This is a genomic window from Nocardia sp. NPDC058497 (genome assembly GCF_042720195.1).
Lineage (GTDB): Bacteria > Actinomycetota > Actinomycetes > Mycobacteriales > Mycobacteriaceae > Nocardia.
Genome location: NZ_JBHXMY010000071.1, coordinates 1 through 16,777, shown reverse-complemented (window position 1 = coordinate 16,777; position 16,777 = coordinate 1). Strand labels below are relative to the sequence as shown.

Genomic DNA, 16,777 nt, shown 5'->3' with positions numbered 1-16,777 from the left:
GCACCCGTTCTCCCTTCGCCCGTGGCGGCTCGCCGCTTTATAGACAACGCATTCCTCCGAACCCGGCCCCCCCCCCGGGCCGCCCCCAGCCCCCCCGCCCGGGGCCCCCCCCGCCCCCCCCCGACGATCGGGCGCACCACGGCCTTGACCACACCGCCGCCGTCGGCGAGCAGCACGATGTCGGGCGCGAGCAGATCGAGCAGGCCCTGCAGATCACCGGTCTCGACCGCGCGCCCGAAAGCCTCGAGCGCGTGCTTGCTCTCCGCCGAGGACACCACACCGCGCGGCCTGCGCGCGGCGACATGGGCCCGCGCCCGATGCGCGATCTGGCGCACCGCGGCCGGGGTCTTGTCGACGGCGGCGGCGATCTCGTCGTAGGCCAGGTCGAACACCTCGCGCAGGACGAACACCGCGCGCTCGACCGGCGCCAGCGTCTCGAGGACCAGCATCATCGCCATCGACACGCTGTCGGCGAGCTCGACATCCTCGGCGATATCCGGCGTGGTGAGCAGCGGCTCGGGCAGCCACGGTCCGACGTAGGTCTCCTTGCGCCTGCCGAGCGTGCGCAGCCGGGTCAGCGACTGGCGGGTGGTGATCCGGACCAGGTACGCGCGCTGGTCGCGGATCTCGGCCTGGTCGACGTCGACCCAGCGCAGCCACGTCTCCTGCAGGACGTCCTCGGCGTCGGCGGCCGAGCCGAGCATCTCGTAGGCGACGGTGAAGAGCAGATTGCGGTGGGCGACGAAGGCCTCGGTGGCGGAGTCCATGCTCACGGGTGATTCCTGTCTGTCGGCATTCGGTCGCTCATCAGACGCCGCTCCCCGCCGGTTTGTGACACCGCCGGGGCGGTGGTCGATGTCACTGTCGAGACGCTCGATTCACAATGCTCGATTCAACCAGCCCGGACCGGAACCGCCCGCGTCGCTGTAGGGCGGGCGACGGTGCGACGGCTTGACCCTCACGTTGCGTGAGGGCCGACGATGCCCGTATGAACACACCGTTTCCCGCTTTCGAGATCAGCCCGGTCCCCGTTCCCGGCCCCGATGCCGTGGCTCCCGAACCGTTCCGCGGCATCTACGGCATGCCGATGTTCGTCACCGTGCCGTCGGCCGATCTGACCGTGTCGACGGACTTCTGGGTCCGGGCCCTCGGCTTCGTCGACCTGTTCTCCATCCCCGGTCAGCTGACCCATCTGCGTCGCTGGGCCTTTCAGGATGTCCTGCTCGTCTCGGGCGAACAGTACGACGACACACCCGCCATGACAGTGAGCTTCTCCTGCGTACTCAGCGAGATCGACGCGATCGCCGCCGCCTGCGAAGCGGTGTCACCCGGCTGCACGACCGGTCCGCGGCTCATGCCGTGGAACACGATCGAACTGGAAGTCCGCACCCCGGAGAACATCCGGGTCGTCATGACGGCCGCGCGGCCATGGGACCCCGACAGCCCGGAGGCCGCGCACCTGCGCTCGATCGGCATCGAGGCGCCCGAGCAGTGACGGTCATCGGGCACGGCACACTGGATGCCGTGTCCGAACCGCTCACCGTCGGCGCCGCGGCCGAACTGCTCGGCGTCACGACGCGCACGCTGCACCACTGGGACGCGGTCGGGCTGGTGCACCCGTCCGACCGCACCCCCGCAGGCTATCGCCTGTACACGGCGGCCGACCTGGCCCGCGCCCAGCGCGTCCTCGTCTACCGGGAACTGGGCGTGGCACTGGACGAGATCGGCGAACTGCTGGACGCGCCCGCCGCGGACGCCATGGCCACGCTGCGCCGCCAACGGGAGGCATTGCACGCCAAGACCCTGCGCCTGCAGCGGATGACCGCGGCCATGGATCGGATGATCGAGGCGAGGGAGTCCGGGATCCTGCTGTCCGCACAGGATCAGGTCGCGATCTTCGGCGCGGACTGGCAGTCGTCCTGGGTCGAGGAGGCTCGCGAACAGTGGGGTGACACCCCGCAGTGGGCCCAGTACGCCGAACGCGCCGCGGCCAGGTCGGCGGGGGAGTGGCAGCGCATCACCGACGACACCGCCGCCCTGCACGCCGACTTGGCCGCGGCCCTGCGCGCGGGCGTCACCCCAGGCAGCCCCCGCGCCGACGCGCTCGCCGAACGGCATCGCGCCTCGATCGCGGTCTACTTCGACTGCACCCACGAAATGCAGGTGTGCCTCGGGCGGCGCTACGTGACCGACCCGGACTACACCGCGTTCTACGACGCGATCGAACCGGGACTGACCGCCTGGCTGAGTGCGCTCATCGATGCCAACGCGCGAGCGCACGGCGTCGACCCCGACACCGCGACCTGGGGGTAGTGCGCCGAATTAACTGTCACAGTGATGATCTCGTTGGGTTGTCAAGGAAGTGGTCAGCGCGTGGTCGCTACGACTGTCGCAGCGGAGTTCGTAGACGACGCTCGCGGCGATGATCGCGTGGGCAGCCAGCAGTCGTGGACCAGGCCGGGTAGTCCGTGTCGCTGCGGTCGCAGTGCCGGATTTCGCGGCCCGCTGAGCAAGGAAGGCCCCGGCAGTGGTGGCCCGCTCACCTTTGACCGGCGGGCTGGGCCACCGCTCGGGCATGTCACCCGGCGAAGCCGAACACAACGGCGGCGGCGACCAGTGCGGCAAGAGCACCCACGTCGATCCGTGCCACCCGCTTCGTCGGGGCGCCGAGATCACCGAGTCCCACCACGGCGGCGAGCACGAGAAACGAACTGGTGCTGATGATCCCGGCCGCGACGGTCACCGCTCGCACCGGCGGCACGAATGCGCCGACGATCAATCCGATCCCGACCAGCGCGAGCAAGACCGCACGGTGTCGCAGCAACAGCTCGAGATCCCGGTTCGTGATCGCCGTGCCGTAGACCGCCGCCGCGCGCCCCGGCGCCAACGCCACCACGCCCGGCACCACATGCACCAGACCCACACCCACCAGCAGCACCGTGCCGACAATTTCTCCGACCACGTCCCCTCCTTTGTTCGACACCTGTCGTGCAAGCATTGCTGGCATGGGCAGTGCGCCACTTCCGGAAACGTGCAGTACCCCGGCGACGGTGTGGTTGGGGGCAGGGCACGCCATCTACCTCGGCCCGTCGCTGCGACTGGACCGGCATTCCGGGTCCGTCGCCTGCCTGGCGGTCGGGCTCGACACCCCGTTCACGGTGCACGCCGACGCGCTCGGCGCCCGGACGGTCCGCAGTGTGCTGGTCCCGCCGCGCACCCCGCACCGGATCGTCGCCGACGGGCGCATGCTGTTCTGCTACCTCGACTCCGGCTCACCACGCGCCGCCGCCTGCCGGGACCGGATGCTCGAACAGACAGGGGGTTTCGGCGTCGAACACGTCGACGAGGCCACACTGATCCGCCGTGCCGACGACTCCGCGCCCGCCGCTCTCCTCGATCTCGTGTGCGGCGCGGGCAGGCCCGACATCGACCCCAGGATCGCCGCCGCGACGGCCATCCTGTGTGCCGATCCGGCCGCCGCGATCTCCGCCGATCAGCTCGCCGCCGCCGTCCACCTGTCGAAATCCCGCCTGCTGCACCTGTTCTCCGCCCAGGCGGGCACCACCTTCCGGCGCTACCGGGTGTGGGCGCGCATGCTCGCCGTCGGCCGGGCGGTCGCCGACGGCGCCGACCTCACCACCGCGTCGGCTGCCGCCGGGTTCGCCAGCCCTTCTCATTTCAGCGACACCTTCCACGCGATGTTCGGCCTGACCGCCGCCGACCTGCTCGGCGCGGGCGTGCGCATCGTCGTCGACGATCCGGGCTTGCTTCTCCTCCGAGGGGAGACGGCACGCTGAGCGACATGGACGACGACTCGCTGTTCACGATCGGGGAAATCGCGGAGCGGACCGGACTGACGGTCGGCCGTGAGAGCTCCCCACGGCCGGCGGTCGCCTCAGCTCCCCTGAGTCAGATAGTTGTGGATCTCGTGGATGGTGACGGTGGGTTCGGCGGTCAAACCGACCTCTTTGGTCAGCGGCCCGATGGTGGTCTGGGCGAACTCCTGGAACTGCCCCGCCGACTCCCACACATCGGTGACATGAAACCCGTCATCGGTCTTCCTGGCCAGATGAAAGATCAACCCCGGCCCGCCGGTCCCCCCGTGCGTGAACCCCATCTTCTCCAAGACCTGGTCATACTGCTCCATCGTCGCGCCGGTGAAATCGAGTTCGACGGCAACAGCCATAACGTCATCTCCTTGCCGAAAGGTACGCCAAGATCCCGCGAAATCGCCCGCCCGCGTTCCAGATCCAGCGGCCGAGCAGGAGAGGAGCGACTGAGGGGCCCGGCTCATGAGAGGGGGTCGCGAAAAACTCCGCGGCCCGGCGCTCCGATCGGACCACACTCACGCTCAACGGCCACACCACCTCCGCGCTACCGGCTGTGGTGCGCATCACAGTGTAGTCGGCGCTCCGATGGCCGACAAGCGAGTCACCAGCGGGAACGCCGGAATCCGCCTTCCGAGTCGATCACCTGCCCGACCACCCAGCGCGCTTCGTCGGACGCCAGCCATGCGATCAACCGGGCCGGGTCATCGGGAGCTCCCACCCGGCCGCGCGGGAACGCGGCCCGGACCTCCTCGACGACGCCGAGATCCCGATCCGTTGTCGCCGCCGTCAGATACCCGGTGTCCACCGGGCCCGGGTTGACCGTGTTGAGCACGATTCCGCGCTCGATCAGTTCGTCGGCGACCGTGGCAGTGAGGCCCGCCAGCACCGATTTCGCCGCGGCATAGGCGATTTCCGTCCGCATCGGACCGAGGTGCTGCCCCGAGGTCATCCAGATCACCCGGCCACGGTCACCTACCGGACCGGCCTCGCTGCGGTAGCTGCGTGCGAACGCCTGGGTCAGCAGCAGCACCGACCGGGCGTCGACCGCCCAGTGCCCGTCGAGCATCCCCGCATCGACGTCGAACAGGCTCCCGTCACTACCACTGCGTGCGTGGTTGGCGACGAGAATGTCGACCTGTCCGAAGATGCCGGCCGCCTCGGTGATCACCCGCTCCGCGGCCGCCGGTTCAGCCAGGTCGACGGCGATGTCCGCGACCCGCGTCACTGCTCCGAGCTCGCGGCACAATGCCGCCGGGTCCTCGGCGCCCCACGGCTGCTGTGCGTCGTGCGGAGCCCAGTGCGTAAGAAACAACGCGGCACCCTGTGCTGCCAGTCGCTGTGCGACCGCGAACCCGATCCCGTTCCGGCGGCTCACGCCGGTCACCACGGCGACCCGCCCTGCCAACGCCTCCGATGCCATACCGCCGATTGCACCCGGTGCCCGTCATGCCCGCAACCGAATACTCGGTGGTCGACGAAGCCGCCGGGTTCGGGTCGGATCCGCACGTGAATGCCGTCACGTGCCGGACAGCGGCGGCAATGGCGTATGACCCGGTCCGGTGGTCAAACCCCCGCGCTCGCAGGACTTTCGGTCAGAGTGTGATCGTGGACGCAGGCGCGCCGTCCGCGCGGACCCCGTGGCGGCGCTCACAAGCGCGACGACCTGGTCAAAGGTGGGTTCGGACGCTGATAGGGTGGAGCGCGAGTTAGGCATCCTTTAACGGACCGTCCGGTGAGGCGGGGAAGGAGGTCGGCATGGCTGTGCCCGAACGGGCGGCCAAAACCGGCGTGAGCGAGCGTGCGAGCGAACCAGCAACGCAGCGCGCATCGCGCACCTGTCCGCCGAGCGCCAGCGAGGTGGACAGGTGAGCGAAACATCGCAGCGGCACACTCCCGAGTGGGTGGCAGCCGGGCGCGAGCTGTTGTCGCCGTCGGACGTGAACCGGACCGTCGCGCGCATCGCGCATCAGATCATCGAGAAGACCGCCCTGGATTCCGGCGACGCCGACGCACCGCGGGTGGTTCTCATGGGCATCCCGACCCGCGGCACCACTCTGGCCAACCGGCTCGCCGCCAAGATCGAGGAATTCTCCGGCGTGCGGCCCGCCCTGGGCTCGCTCGACATCACCCTCTACCGCGACGACCTGCGCAGCCGTCCGCACCGCCCGCTCGAGCGCACCTCGGTGCCCGACGGCGGTATCGAGAACGCCCTGGTCGTCCTCGTCGACGACGTGCTGTTCTCCGGCCGCACCGTCCGCTCGGCCCTCGACGGCCTGCGTGACCTGGGCCGCCCCCGCGCGGTGCAGCTGGCGGTGCTGATCGACCGCGGCCACCGAGAACTGCCGATCCGCGCCGACTACGTGGGCAAGAACGTCCCGACCTCGCGCGCCGAGGACATCTCGGTCCTGCTCACCGAACACGACGGACACGACGGTGTGTATCTGCACCAGGAGGCGCAGGCGTGAAACATTTGTTGACGGTCGCCGATCTCGACCGGGCCACCGCCACCGAACTCCTCGACGAAGCCGAGCGCTTCGAACAGGCCCTGCTCGGCCGCGAGGTGAAGAAGCTGCCGACCCTGCGCGGCCGCACCGTGATGACGGTGTTCTACGAGAACTCCACCCGCACCCGGGTGTCCTTCGAGGTCGCCGGCAAGTGGATGAGCGCCGACGTGATCAACGTCAGCGCCTCGAGCTCCTCGGTCTCCAAGGGCGAATCGCTGCGCGACACCGCGCTGACCCTGCACGCGGCGGGCGCCGACGCACTGATCGTGCGGCACCCGGCCTCCGGCGCCGCGCACCAGATCGCGCGCTGGATGGAACAGTGGGCGCGCGAGGAGAACCGCGCCGCGCCCTCGATCATCAACGCCGGTGACGGCACCCACCAGCACCCCACCCAGGCGCTGCTCGACGCGCTGACCCTGCGTCAGCGTCTCGGCGACATCGAGGGCAAGCGGATCGTGCTGGTCGGCGACATCCTGCACAGCCGGGTCGCCCGCTCGAACGTCTTCCTGCTCGACACGCTCGGCGCCGAAGTGGTGCTGGTCGCGCCGCGCACCCTGCTGCCGGTAGGCGTGGACAGCTGGCCCTGCCGGGTCGCGACCTCGCTCGACGCCGAACTGCCCGGCGCGGACGCGGTCATGATGCTGCGGGTGCAGGCCGAGCGGATGAACGGCGGATTCTTCCCGTCGGCCCGCGAGTACTCGATCAATTACGGACTGTCCGAGCGCAGGCTCGGCGTGCTCGGCGACGACGCGGTGGTGCTGCATCCCGGTCCCATGCTGCGCGGCATGGAAATCGCCTCGGCGGTCGCCGATTCACCGAAAGCGGCAGTCCTGCAACAGGTGACGAACGGAGTGCACATGCGGATGGCCGTGTTGTTCCGGCTGCTCGTCGGCACCCAGGAGGTGGCGGCGTGAGCGGTCAGCGCCCGGAGGCGGCAGCCTGTGTAACCACGCAGGGCGCCCGAGCACGCCAGAAGGAGACAGCGTGAGTGAACTGCTGATCAAGAATGTCCGGCCTTACGGTGAGGGCGAGCCGGTCGACGTGCTGGTGCGTGGCACCGTCATCGCCGAGATCGGCACCGGCATCGAGGCGTCGGCCGACGCGGAGATGATCGACGGCGACGGCCAGATCCTGCTGCCCGGCTTCGTCGACCTGCACACCCACCTGCGCGAGCCGGGCCGCGAAGACACCGAGACCATCGAAACCGGTTCGGCCGCAGCCGCACTCGGCGGCTACACCGCGGTGTTCGCGATGGCCAACACCAACCCGGTCGCCGACTCGCATGTCATCACCGATCACGTGTGGCGGCGCGGCCAGGAGGTCGGCCTGGTCGACGTGTTCCCGGTCGGCGCGGTCACCGTCGGACTCGAGGGCAAGCAGCTCGCCGAGATGGGCACCATGGCCGCGGGCGTCGGCCAGGTCAAGATGTTCTCCGACGACGGCCACTGCGTCTACGACCCGCTGATCATGCGCCGCGCCCTCGAATACGCGAACTCCCTGGGCGTGCTCATCGCCCAGCACGCCGAGGAGCCGCGCCTGACCAAGGGCGCCGTCGCGCACGAGGGCCCCAACGCCGCCCGCCTCGGCCTGGCAGGCTGGCCGCGCGCCGCCGAGGAGTCGATCGTCGCGCGTGACGCGCTGCTGGCTCGCGACGCGGGCGCCCGCGTGCACATCTGCCACGCCTCCACCGCGGGCACCGTCGAACTGGTGAAATGGGCCAAGTCCCAGGGCATCTCGATCACCGCCGAGGTCACCCCGCACCACCTGCTGCTCGACGACTCGCGCCTGGAGACCTACGACGCGGTCAACAAGGTGAACCCGCCGCTGCGCGAGTCCGCCGACGTCGCCGCCCTGCGTCAAGCACTGGCCGACGGCGTCATCGACTGCGTCGCCACCGACCACGCCCCGCACGCCGAGCAGGACAAGTGCTGCGAGTTCGCCGCCGCCCGCCCCGGCATGCTCGGCCTCGAGACCGCGCTGTCGATCATCGTCCAGACGATGGTCCAGCCCGGCCTGCTCGACTGGCGCGGCGTCGCCCGGGTGATGAGCGAGAAGCCCGCCGCGATCGTCGGCCTCGACGACCACGGCCGCCCGATCGCGGTCGGTGAACCGGCCAACCTGACGCTGATCCACCCCGACGCCGAGTGGACGGTGCACGGCGCCGAACTGGCGAGCATCTCGAACAACACGCCGTTCGAGGACATGACGTTCCCGGCGCAGGTGTCAGCCACCGTGCTGCGCGGCCGGGTAACTGCCCGCGAGGGCAAGGCTGCCGGGATCTAGGAGGGCCAGGAACGTGGAAAGAACTCTGTGGGTACTGGGGTGTCTGGCCCTGTTCCTCCTGTGCCTGTGGCTGATGTACCGAGCCTGGCAGAAGAAGGCCGCGCGGCAGCAGGCACGGATCGGCGAACTGCCGACGGTGCCCGCCGAGCTGGGCGCGCAACTACTGGAACCGACCACCGGCCTCTACCTGGGCAGCACCATCGCGCCCAGCTGGCAGGACCGGATCGCGGTCGGTGACCTGGGATTCCGGGCGACCGCCGAACTGACGCGGTTCGAACGCGGAATCCTGCTCGAACGCGACGGGGCGACGCCGATCTGGATTCCGCAGGAATCCGTCACGGCCGTGCGCACCGAACGCGGACACGCGGGCAAGGTGATGACAGAGAATGGTGTGCTGGTAATTCGCTGGACACTGCCGACCGGAACCGAGATCGATACCGGTTTCCGCGGCGACGACAAGACGGTGTACCCGGCATGGACAGCGGACGTGACCAGGGCGAGGACGGGAGACGACGAATGACGAAGACAAAGGCAGCCCTCGTGCTGGAGGACGGCCGCGTGTTCCGCGGTACCGCCTTCGGCGCCGAGGGCCAGACCCTGGGCGAGGCGGTGTTCTGCACCGCGATGACCGGGTACCAGGAGACCCTGACCGACCCCAGCTACGACCGCCAGATCGTGGTGGCCACCGCCCCGCAGATCGGCAACACGGGCTGGAACGACGAGGACGACGAGTCCGGCAAGATCTGGGTCGCCGGTTACGCCGTGCGCGACCCCTCGCCGATCTCGTCCAACTGGCGCGCCACCGGCACGCTGCAGGACCAGCTCGACAAGCAGAACGTGGTCGGCATCGCCGGCATCGACACCCGCGCGGTCGTGCGCCACCTGCGCACCCGCGGCTCGATGAAGGCAGGCATCTTCTCCGGTGCCGCCCTCGCCGGGGACGACGAGCTGCTGGCCCGGGTCAACGGCCAGCCCTCCATGCTCGGCGCCGACCTGGCCGAAGAGGTCAGCACCGACGGCATGTACACGATCGAGCCGGTGGGTGACCACCGCTTCACCGTCGTCGCGGTCGACCTGGGCATCAAGACCAACACCCCGCGCATGTTCGCCGAGCGCGGCGTGCGCACCCACGTGGTGCCGTCGAACACCTCCCTCGACGACATCCTGGCGCTGAACCCCAACGGCGTGTTCCTGTCGAACGGCCCCGGCGACCCGGCCACCCAGACCGGCGCGATCGCGCTGACCCAGGGTGTGCTCGAGCGCGGGATCCCGCTGTTCGGCATCTGCTTCGGCAACCAGATCCTGGGCCGGGCACTGGGCCGTAACACCTACAAGATGAAGTTCGGTCACCGCGGCATCAACATCCCGGTGGTCGAAGAGGGCACCGGCCGCATCTCCATCACCGCGCAGAACCACGGCTTCGCGCTGGAAGGCGAGAAGGGCGAGGTGTTCGACACCCCGTTCGGCAAGGCCGAGGTTTCCCACATCTGCGCCAACGACGGCACCGTCGAGGGTGTGCGACTGCTCGACGGTCGCGCCTTCTCGGTGCAGTACCACCCCGAGGCCGCCGCAGGCCCGCACGACGCCGCATATCTGTTCGACCGTTTCGCCGGTCTCATGGAAGGAGCCTGATGCCTCGCCGCGAGGATCTGAAGCACATCCTGGTGATCGGCTCTGGCCCGATCGTCATCGGCCAGGCGTGCGAATTCGACTACTCCGGTACCCAGGCGTGCCGGGTGCTGCGGTCCGAGGGACTGCGCGTATCGCTGGTGAACTCCAACCCGGCGACCATCATGACCGACCCCGAGTTCGCCGACTCCACCTACGTGGAGCCGATCACCCCGGAGTTCGTCGAGAAGGTCATCGACAAGGAACGCCCCGACGCCATCCTGGCCACCCTCGGTGGGCAGACCGCGCTCAACACCGCGGTCGCGCTGCACGAGCGCGGAGTGCTGGAGAAGTACAACGTCGAGCTGATCGGCGCCGACTTCGAAGCCATCCAGCGTGGTGAGGACCGGCAGAAGTTCAAGGACATCGTCGCCAAGGTCGGCGGCGAGAGTGCCCGCAGCCGTGTCTGTTACACCATGGACGAGGTCCGCGACACCGTCGCCGAACTCGGCTTCCCGGTCGTGGTTCGCCCGTCGTTCACCATGGGTGGCCTCGGTTCCGGCATGGCCTACAACAACGAGGACCTCGACCGCATCGCCGGTGGTGGCCTGGCCGCCTCGCCGACCGCGAACGTCCTGATCGAGGAGTCCATCCTCGGCTGGAAGGAATTCGAGCTCGAGCTCATGCGCGACGGCCGCGACAATGTCGTGATCGTCTGCTCCATCGAGAACGTCGACCCGATGGGCGTGCACACCGGTGACTCGGTCACCGTCGCCCCCGCGATGACGCTCACCGACCGCGAATACCAGAAGATGCGCGATCTGGGCATCGCCATCCTGCGCGAGGTCGGCGTCGACACCGGCGGCTGCAACATCCAGTTCGCGGTCGACCCGAAGGACGGTCGCCTGATCGTCATCGAGATGAACCCGCGCGTCTCGCGCTCCTCGGCGCTGGCGTCGAAGGCCACCGGCTTCCCGATCGCCAAGATCGCCGCCAAGCTGGCCATCGGCTACACCCTCGACGAGATCGTCAACGACATCACCGGCGAGACCCCGGCCTGCTTCGAGCCGACCCTGGACTACGTCGTCGTCAAGGCGCCGCGGTTCGCGTTCGAGAAGTTCCCAGGCGCCGACGCGACGCTGACCACCACCATGAAGTCGGTGGGCGAGGCGATGTCGATGGGCCGCAACTTCTCCGAGGCGCTCGGCAAGGTGCTGCGCTCGCTCGAGACCAAGGCCGCCAGCTTCTGGACCACCGACGACGGTCAGTGGGCGCCTGCCGATCCGAGCGATCCGGCATCGGTGCGCGAGGCGATCGAGGCCATCCTCGCCGACCTGCGCGTGCCCACCGAAGGCCGCATCTACCAGGTCGAGCGGGCCCTGCGCCTCGGCGCGAGCATCGAGGAGACCGCGCTGGCCTCCGGTGTGGATCCGTGGTTCGTCGCCGAGGTCGCCGGACTGGTCACGCTGCGCCAGGAAGTCCTCGACGCGCCGGTGCTCGACGAGGACCTGCTGCGCCGCGCCAAGCACTACGGCCTGTCCGACCGTCAGCTCGCCGCGCTGCGGCCCGAGCTCGCGGGCGAGGCCGGGGTGCGCTCGCTGCGCCACCGCCTCGGCGTGCGCCCGGTCTACAAGACCGTCGACACCTGTGCCGCGGAGTTCGAGGCCAAGACGCCGTACCACTACAGCTCCTACGAGCTGGATCCCGGCGCGGAGTCCGAGGTGGCACCGCAGCGTGAGCGCGACAAGGTGATCATCCTGGGTTCGGGCCCCAACCGCATCGGCCAGGGCATCGAGTTCGACTACTCGTGTGTCCATGCGGCGCAGACTCTGTCGGCCGCGGGCTACGAGACCGTCATGGTCAACTGCAACCCCGAGACCGTCTCCACCGACTACGACACCGCCGATCGCCTCTACTTCGAGCCGCTCACCTTCGAGGACGTCCTCGAGGTGTACCACGCGGAGACCGAGTCGGGCACCGTCGCCGGTGTGATCGTGCAGCTCGGCGGCCAGACCCCGCTGAGCCTGGCGCAGCGGCTCACCGACGCCGGCGTGCCGGTCGTCGGTACCTCCGCGGCCGCGATCGACCTGGCCGAGGACCGCGGCGAATTCGGTGACGTGCTCGTCGCCGCCGGACTGCCCGCGCCCAAGTACGGCACCGCCACCACGGTCGAGCAGGCCAAGAAGATCGCCGCCGAGATCGGCTACCCGGTACTGGTGCGCCCGTCCTACGTGCTCGGCGGTCGCGGCATGGAGATCGTCTACGACGAGACCTCGCTCGAGGGCTACATCTCCCGCGCCACCGAGCTCAACCCCGAGCACCCGGTGCTGGTCGACCGCTTCCTGGAAGACGCCATCGAGATCGACGTCGACGCCCTGTGCGACGGCGAGGAGGTCTACCTTGGCGGCGTCATGGAGCACATCGAGGAAGCCGGCATCCACTCCGGTGACTCCGCCTGCGCGCTGCCCCCGATCACCCTGGGCCGCAGCGACATCGAGGCCGTGCGCCGCTCCACCATCGCGCTGGCCAAGGGCATCGGGGTGAAGGGCCTGCTCAACGTGCAGTACGCCCTCAAGGACGACATCCTCTACGTGCTCGAGGCCAACCCGCGCGCGAGCCGCACCGTGCCGTTCGTCTCCAAGGCGACCGCGGTGCCGCTGGCCAAGGCCTGCGCGCGCGTCATGCTCGGCGCCACCATCGCCGAGCTGCGCAAGGAAGGCATGCTGCCGCCCGAGGGCGACGGCGGCCACGTGCCGCTGGACGCGCCGGTCGCGGTGAAGGAAGCCGTGCTGCCCTTCCACCGGTTCCGTCGCGCCGACGGCTCCGGCGTGGACTCGCTGCTGTCGCCGGAGATGAAGTCCACCGGCGAGGTCATGGGCATCGACGCCGACTTCGGCACCGCCTTCGCCAAGAGCCAGGCCGCCGCCTACGGCTCGCTGCCGACCGAGGGCACCGTGTTCGTCTCCGTCGCCAACCGCGACAAGCGCGCCATGGTGTTCCCGATCAAGCGCCTGCACGACCTGGGCTTCCGCATCCTCGCCACCGAGGGCACCGCGGAAACCCTGCGCCGCAACGGCATTCCGTGCGAGCAGGTGCGCAAGCACTCCGACCCGGAAGCCACCGACCCGGCGACCGGCATGCCGCAGGCCTCGATCGTCGAGCAGATCCGCGACGGTGAGATCGACATCGTGTTCAACACCCCCTACGGCAACTCGGGCCCCCGCGTGGACGGCTACGAGATCCGCACCGCCGCGGTGGGCGCGAACATCCCGTGCATCACCACCGTGCAGGGCGCGGCCGCGGCGGTGCAGGGCATCGAGGCGAGCATCAACGGCGGCATCGGCGTGCGCTCGCTGCAGCAGCTGCACTCGGTGCTGCGTGGCTGACGTGCACAGCTTCGGTCACCGGTTGCAGCACGCCATGCGGGCATTCGGCCCGCTGTGCGTCGGCATCGACCCCCACCCCGGTCTGCTCCGGGCGTGGGGGCTCACCGAGGACGTCGACGGGCTCGAGGCGTTCGCCGAGATCTGCGTCGAGGCCTTCGACGGCCGCGTCGCCCTGGTGAAGCCGCAGGTCGCGTTCTTCGAGACCTACGGTTCCGGCGGTATCGCGGTGCTCGAGCGCACCATCGAGGTGCTGCGCGGCTCGGGCACCCTGGTGCTGGCCGACGCCAAGCGCGGCGACATCGGCTCCACCATGGACGCCTACGCGCACGCCTGGCTCGGTGACGGGCCCCTCGGTTCCGACGCGGTGACGGTCTCGCCCTACCTCGGTTTCGGGTCGCTCGACCCGGCGCTGAGCCTGGCACAGGCCAACCACCGCGGCGTGTTCGTCCTCGCGGCGACGTCGAATCCCGAAGGGGCGCAACTGCAGCGGATCACCGCGGCGGACGGGCGCACGATCGCGCAGACGATGGTCGACGAGGCGGCGGCGCGCAACGCGGGCCACGGCTTCGGCTCCGTCGGCGTGGTCGTCGGCGCGACCCTCACCGAGGCGCCGGACCTGTCGGCCCTCAACGGGCCGATCCTGATGCCCGGTGTCGGCGCGCAGGGCGGGGGAGCGGATTCCATCCGCGCCCTGGTCCCGGCAGCGAACCTGGCGGCCGTGGTGCCCAATGTGTCGCGCGAGGTCCTCAACGCGGGCCCGTCGGTGACGGCGCTGTGCGACAAGATGGCTCAGCTGCAGGAGGAGTTCGCCTTCCTGCAGGGCTGACGACAACGCGACAGGCCGGGGTGGCGAAATGCTGCCCTGGCCTCGTCGTTTCCGTGGGTCGCGCCTCACGATCAGGCGAGGCAGTACGTCGCTGTGACTGGGGCGAACAGCGACAACGTGGCCGACGAAGCGGCCGACCCGTGGACCATCGTCAGCGAACGGCCGTCGGTCGACCGGAACGCATACGAGACGTAGCCGAGCAGCTCACCGCCGTGCCCCCACAGGTCGGCACCGCACGGTGGGGTGAAACGCTGCAGGCCGAGGCCGTAGTGGAAGCCCATGCCCATCGGGACGGTCTCGCGCATCCGGTCCAGCGAGGCGGGGCTGATCAGCCGGCCAGCAAGCAACGCGGCGAAGAACGCGTCGAGATCGGCTGTGGTGGAGATCATTTCGCCCGCGGCCCAGTCCAGCGACGGGTTCATCTCGGTGACATCCACCCGGCCCACGCCGTCGATGTCGCGGTGTGCGGTGAGGGCGGGTGTGGGGATACGGGGGTCGTTGCCGGGAATGGTGGTGGCGGTCAACCGCAGGGGAGTGAGGATGCGGTCGCGGATCTCGTCGCCGTAGCGGTGCCTGGTCACGTGCTCGATGAGCAGGCCGAGCGCGATGTAGTTGGTGTTCGAATACCGGAAGCGGGCGCCCGGCGCGAAATACGGGTCGTGGCGCATCGCGGCGGCGAGCAGATCGCGGGGTGCGTGACTGCGAAACCGATCGTTCCCACGCCACCGGTTCGTCGACATGCCGGTTTCCTTCATGTAGTCGTAGAGCCCGCTGGTGTGATTCATCAACTGGCGCACCGTGATCCGGTCTCCACCCGGAATCGGGTCGGGTAGCTGTGTGGCGATCGAGCCGTCCAGGTCGACTTTGCCTTCGTCGACCAGCTGCAGCACCACGGTCGCGACGAAGGTCTTGGTGATGCTGCCGATCCGGAATCGGCTGTGTGGGTCCGGCGTGGACTGCCCGCTGCCGCCGTACTGCCACTGGCGCTGTCGCTCCCCGTCGGAGACCCGCAGCACCACGTCGGTGTCGTTCCAGCGCGCACTGGCCTCGACGGTGTCCCCGACGACCCGCCAGCGCGCCGCCACGAGGACGGTGGCGGCCAGCAGCAGAGTGCCCAGAACGACCACAGAGGCACGAAATAGTTTCTGTCGCATAGGTTTCGACGCTAGGCACCCTCCGCGCCGCCAACGAGGATGCACGCCCCGCAACCAGGGTGCGGAAAACCCCACCCCTCGACTGCGGTCGCACCCCGCCGACCGGGTGGTTGACGCTACTGATCGCCAGACGCCCGCTTCCTAGCGTCGAAAGCATGGAAACGACAGGCACTTCGACCGAACTCACCGGCATCGCGGGATGGGCGGTCCAGCTCATGGAACAGCTCGGCGGCCTCGGCGCAGGCATCGCCATCGCACTCGAGAACCTCTTCCCACCGCTACCCAGCGAGGTAATCCTGCCGCTGGCCGGCTTCACCGCGAGCCGCGGCCGATTCAGCCTCGCCGAGGTCCTGCTGTGGACCACGCTCGGCTCGGTCGTCGGCGCCCTCGCCCTCTACGGCCTCGGCGCCGCCCTCGGCCGCGGCCGCCTGCGCCGCATCGTCGACCGCCTACCCCTGGTACGCCTGTCCGACCTGGACCGCACCGAGGACTGGTTCGCTCGCCACGGCGACAAGGCCGTGTTCTTCGGCCGGATGATCCCGATCTTCCGCAGCCTGATCTCGATCCCCGCCGGCGTCGAACGGATGCCGGTCGGGCGCTTCACCCTGCTGACCACCGCGGGCAGCCTGCTGTGGAACGCGGTATTCGTGTTCGCGGGATTCGCTCTCGGCGAGAACTGGCACCTCGTCGAGACCTACGCGGGCATCCTGCAGAAGGCCGTGCTCGTCGTCGTGCTCGTCGCCGCGTCCGTGTTCGTCCTCCGGCGTCTGCGTCAGCCGCGGGCGCAGTCGACCGCCGGGCGATGAGATCCCCGCGCAGGCCGAACCGGGAGAATTGGGCGATGAGTACATCCCGGCGCGATCCTCGCACGTCGATGTGGGTGTGGCACGGGAGGATTTCGCGCGCCGCTGCGGCGATCGCCGGGTACCTGCTCGGCGTGGTCACCGTGCCGCTCGACCTGCTCGGTGTGCTCGCCGCGCCGATCTCGGCGGGCTTGACCGACCGGATCGCCTCGGTGGAGCGGCGGCGGCTCACCCGGCTGCTCGGCGTGCGCTCCAACGGCGTGCCGAGGGGGCCGCGGGCCGCGGGCTATCTGGCGGCCCGCGCGCTCGTCGGGACGCTCGGCGCGTTGGTCCTTGCGTTGTCCGGTCTGGGGGTCGTCGTCGCGGTGGCCGTGGTCTACGGC

17 protein-coding genes are annotated in these 16,777 nt (G+C 69.6%); 12 read left to right on the top strand and 5 right to left on the bottom strand.

Features of this window, described 5'->3' with window-relative positions; genetic code table 11:
• Window positions 1-767, bottom strand: a 767-nt coding sequence (locus ACFWPJ_RS07935) for a sigma-70 family RNA polymerase sigma factor (protein ID WP_378848616.1), incomplete at its 3' end; no start/stop codon positions are given.
• Between the two features lie 221 nt (window positions 768-988).
• Here ACFWPJ_RS07935 and ACFWPJ_RS07930 point away from each other — a divergent pair.
• Both ACFWPJ_RS07930 and ACFWPJ_RS07925 read left to right on the top strand, forming a co-directional pair.
• Window positions 989-1,495 carry a VOC family protein gene (locus ACFWPJ_RS07930; protein ID WP_378848610.1) on the top strand — a complete coding sequence of 169 codons (507 nt, stop codon included), beginning with the start codon at window positions 989-991 and terminating at the stop codon, window positions 1,493-1,495.
• A 29-nt stretch (window positions 1,496-1,524) separates the two neighbouring features.
• Window positions 1,525-2,313, top strand: a complete 789-nt coding sequence (locus ACFWPJ_RS07925; RefSeq protein WP_378848608.1) for a MerR family transcriptional regulator — start codon at window positions 1,525-1,527, stop codon at window positions 2,311-2,313.
• 265 nt (window positions 2,314-2,578) lie between these two features.
• On the opposite strand, the gene ACFWPJ_RS07920 is transcribed toward ACFWPJ_RS07925, so the two are convergent.
• The gene (locus tag ACFWPJ_RS07920; RefSeq protein ID WP_378848605.1) at window positions 2,579-2,962 is read right to left on the bottom strand and encodes a hypothetical protein; all 384 of its coding nucleotides are present in this window, start codon (window positions 2,960-2,962) and stop codon (window positions 2,579-2,581) included.
• 88 nt (window positions 2,963-3,050) lie between these two features.
• Between ACFWPJ_RS07920 and ACFWPJ_RS07915 the strand changes: the two genes are divergently transcribed.
• A complete protein-coding gene (locus ACFWPJ_RS07915) occupies window positions 3,051-3,797 on the top strand; it encodes a helix-turn-helix domain-containing protein (RefSeq protein WP_378848602.1) in 747 nt (248 codons plus the stop codon).
• A gap of 98 nt (window positions 3,798-3,895) precedes the next feature.
• On the opposite strand, the gene ACFWPJ_RS07910 is transcribed toward ACFWPJ_RS07915, so the two are convergent.
• Both ACFWPJ_RS07910 and ACFWPJ_RS07905 read right to left on the bottom strand, forming a co-directional pair.
• A complete protein-coding gene (locus ACFWPJ_RS07910) occupies window positions 3,896-4,186 on the bottom strand; it encodes a hypothetical protein (RefSeq protein ID WP_378848599.1) in 291 nt (96 codons plus the stop codon).
• 245 nt (window positions 4,187-4,431) lie between these two features.
• On the bottom strand, window positions 4,432-5,250 hold the full coding sequence (locus ACFWPJ_RS07905; protein WP_378848596.1) for an SDR family oxidoreductase: 819 nt from the start codon (window positions 5,248-5,250) through the stop codon (window positions 4,432-4,434).
• Between the two features lie 445 nt (window positions 5,251-5,695).
• On the opposite strand from ACFWPJ_RS07905, the gene pyrR reads away from it, so the two are divergent.
• The 7 genes from pyrR to pyrF all read left to right on the top strand — a co-directional run bounded on the left by pyrR (window position 5,696) and on the right by pyrF (window position 14,437).
• Window positions 5,696-6,295: a bifunctional pyr operon transcriptional regulator/uracil phosphoribosyltransferase PyrR gene (gene pyrR / locus ACFWPJ_RS07900; protein ID WP_378848594.1), complete on the top strand. Its 600-nt coding sequence runs from the start codon at window positions 5,696-5,698 to the stop codon at window positions 6,293-6,295.
• Window positions 6,292-7,248 (top strand): aspartate carbamoyltransferase catalytic subunit, encoded by a 957-nt coding sequence (locus ACFWPJ_RS07895; RefSeq protein ID WP_378848593.1) that lies wholly within the window; start codon window positions 6,292-6,294, stop codon window positions 7,246-7,248. Before pyrR ends, ACFWPJ_RS07895 begins: the two co-directional genes overlap by 4 nt.
• A 70-nt stretch (window positions 7,249-7,318) precedes the next feature.
• Complete coding sequence (locus ACFWPJ_RS07890; protein ID WP_378848590.1) at window positions 7,319-8,617, top strand: dihydroorotase; 1,299 nt, start codon at window positions 7,319-7,321, stop codon at window positions 8,615-8,617.
• Between the two features lie 13 nt (window positions 8,618-8,630).
• Window positions 8,631-9,137 carry a transporter gene (locus tag ACFWPJ_RS07885; RefSeq protein ID WP_378848589.1) on the top strand — a complete coding sequence of 169 codons (507 nt, stop codon included), beginning with the start codon at window positions 8,631-8,633 and terminating at the stop codon, window positions 9,135-9,137.
• Window positions 9,134-10,249: a glutamine-hydrolyzing carbamoyl-phosphate synthase small subunit gene (carA, locus tag ACFWPJ_RS07880; protein ID WP_378848586.1), complete on the top strand. Its 1,116-nt coding sequence runs from the start codon at window positions 9,134-9,136 to the stop codon at window positions 10,247-10,249. The genes ACFWPJ_RS07885 and carA overlap by 4 nt, the downstream gene beginning before the upstream one ends.
• On the top strand, window positions 10,249-13,611 hold the full coding sequence (gene carB, locus ACFWPJ_RS07875; RefSeq protein ID WP_378848584.1) for a carbamoyl-phosphate synthase large subunit: 3,363 nt from the start codon (window positions 10,249-10,251) through the stop codon (window positions 13,609-13,611). The genes carA and carB overlap by 1 nt, the downstream gene beginning before the upstream one ends.
• 1 nt (window position 13,612) lies before the next feature.
• A complete protein-coding gene (gene pyrF / locus ACFWPJ_RS07870) occupies window positions 13,613-14,437 on the top strand; it encodes an orotidine-5'-phosphate decarboxylase (protein ID WP_378848613.1) in 825 nt (274 codons plus the stop codon).
• Window positions 14,438-14,508: 71 nt separating this feature from the next.
• On the opposite strand, the gene ACFWPJ_RS07865 is transcribed toward pyrF, so the two are convergent.
• Complete coding sequence (locus tag ACFWPJ_RS07865; RefSeq protein ID WP_378848581.1) at window positions 14,509-15,564, bottom strand: serine hydrolase domain-containing protein; 1,056 nt, start codon at window positions 15,562-15,564, stop codon at window positions 14,509-14,511.
• A 182-nt stretch (window positions 15,565-15,746) separates the two neighbouring features.
• On the opposite strand from ACFWPJ_RS07865, the gene ACFWPJ_RS07860 reads away from it, so the two are divergent.
• Complete coding sequence (locus tag ACFWPJ_RS07860; protein ID WP_378848579.1) at window positions 15,747-16,397, top strand: DedA family protein; 651 nt, start codon at window positions 15,747-15,749, stop codon at window positions 16,395-16,397.
• Between the two features lie 35 nt (window positions 16,398-16,432).
• Window positions 16,433-16,777 (top strand): hypothetical protein (locus ACFWPJ_RS07855; RefSeq protein ID WP_378848576.1); only part of this gene is annotated, 345 nt, incomplete at its 3' end.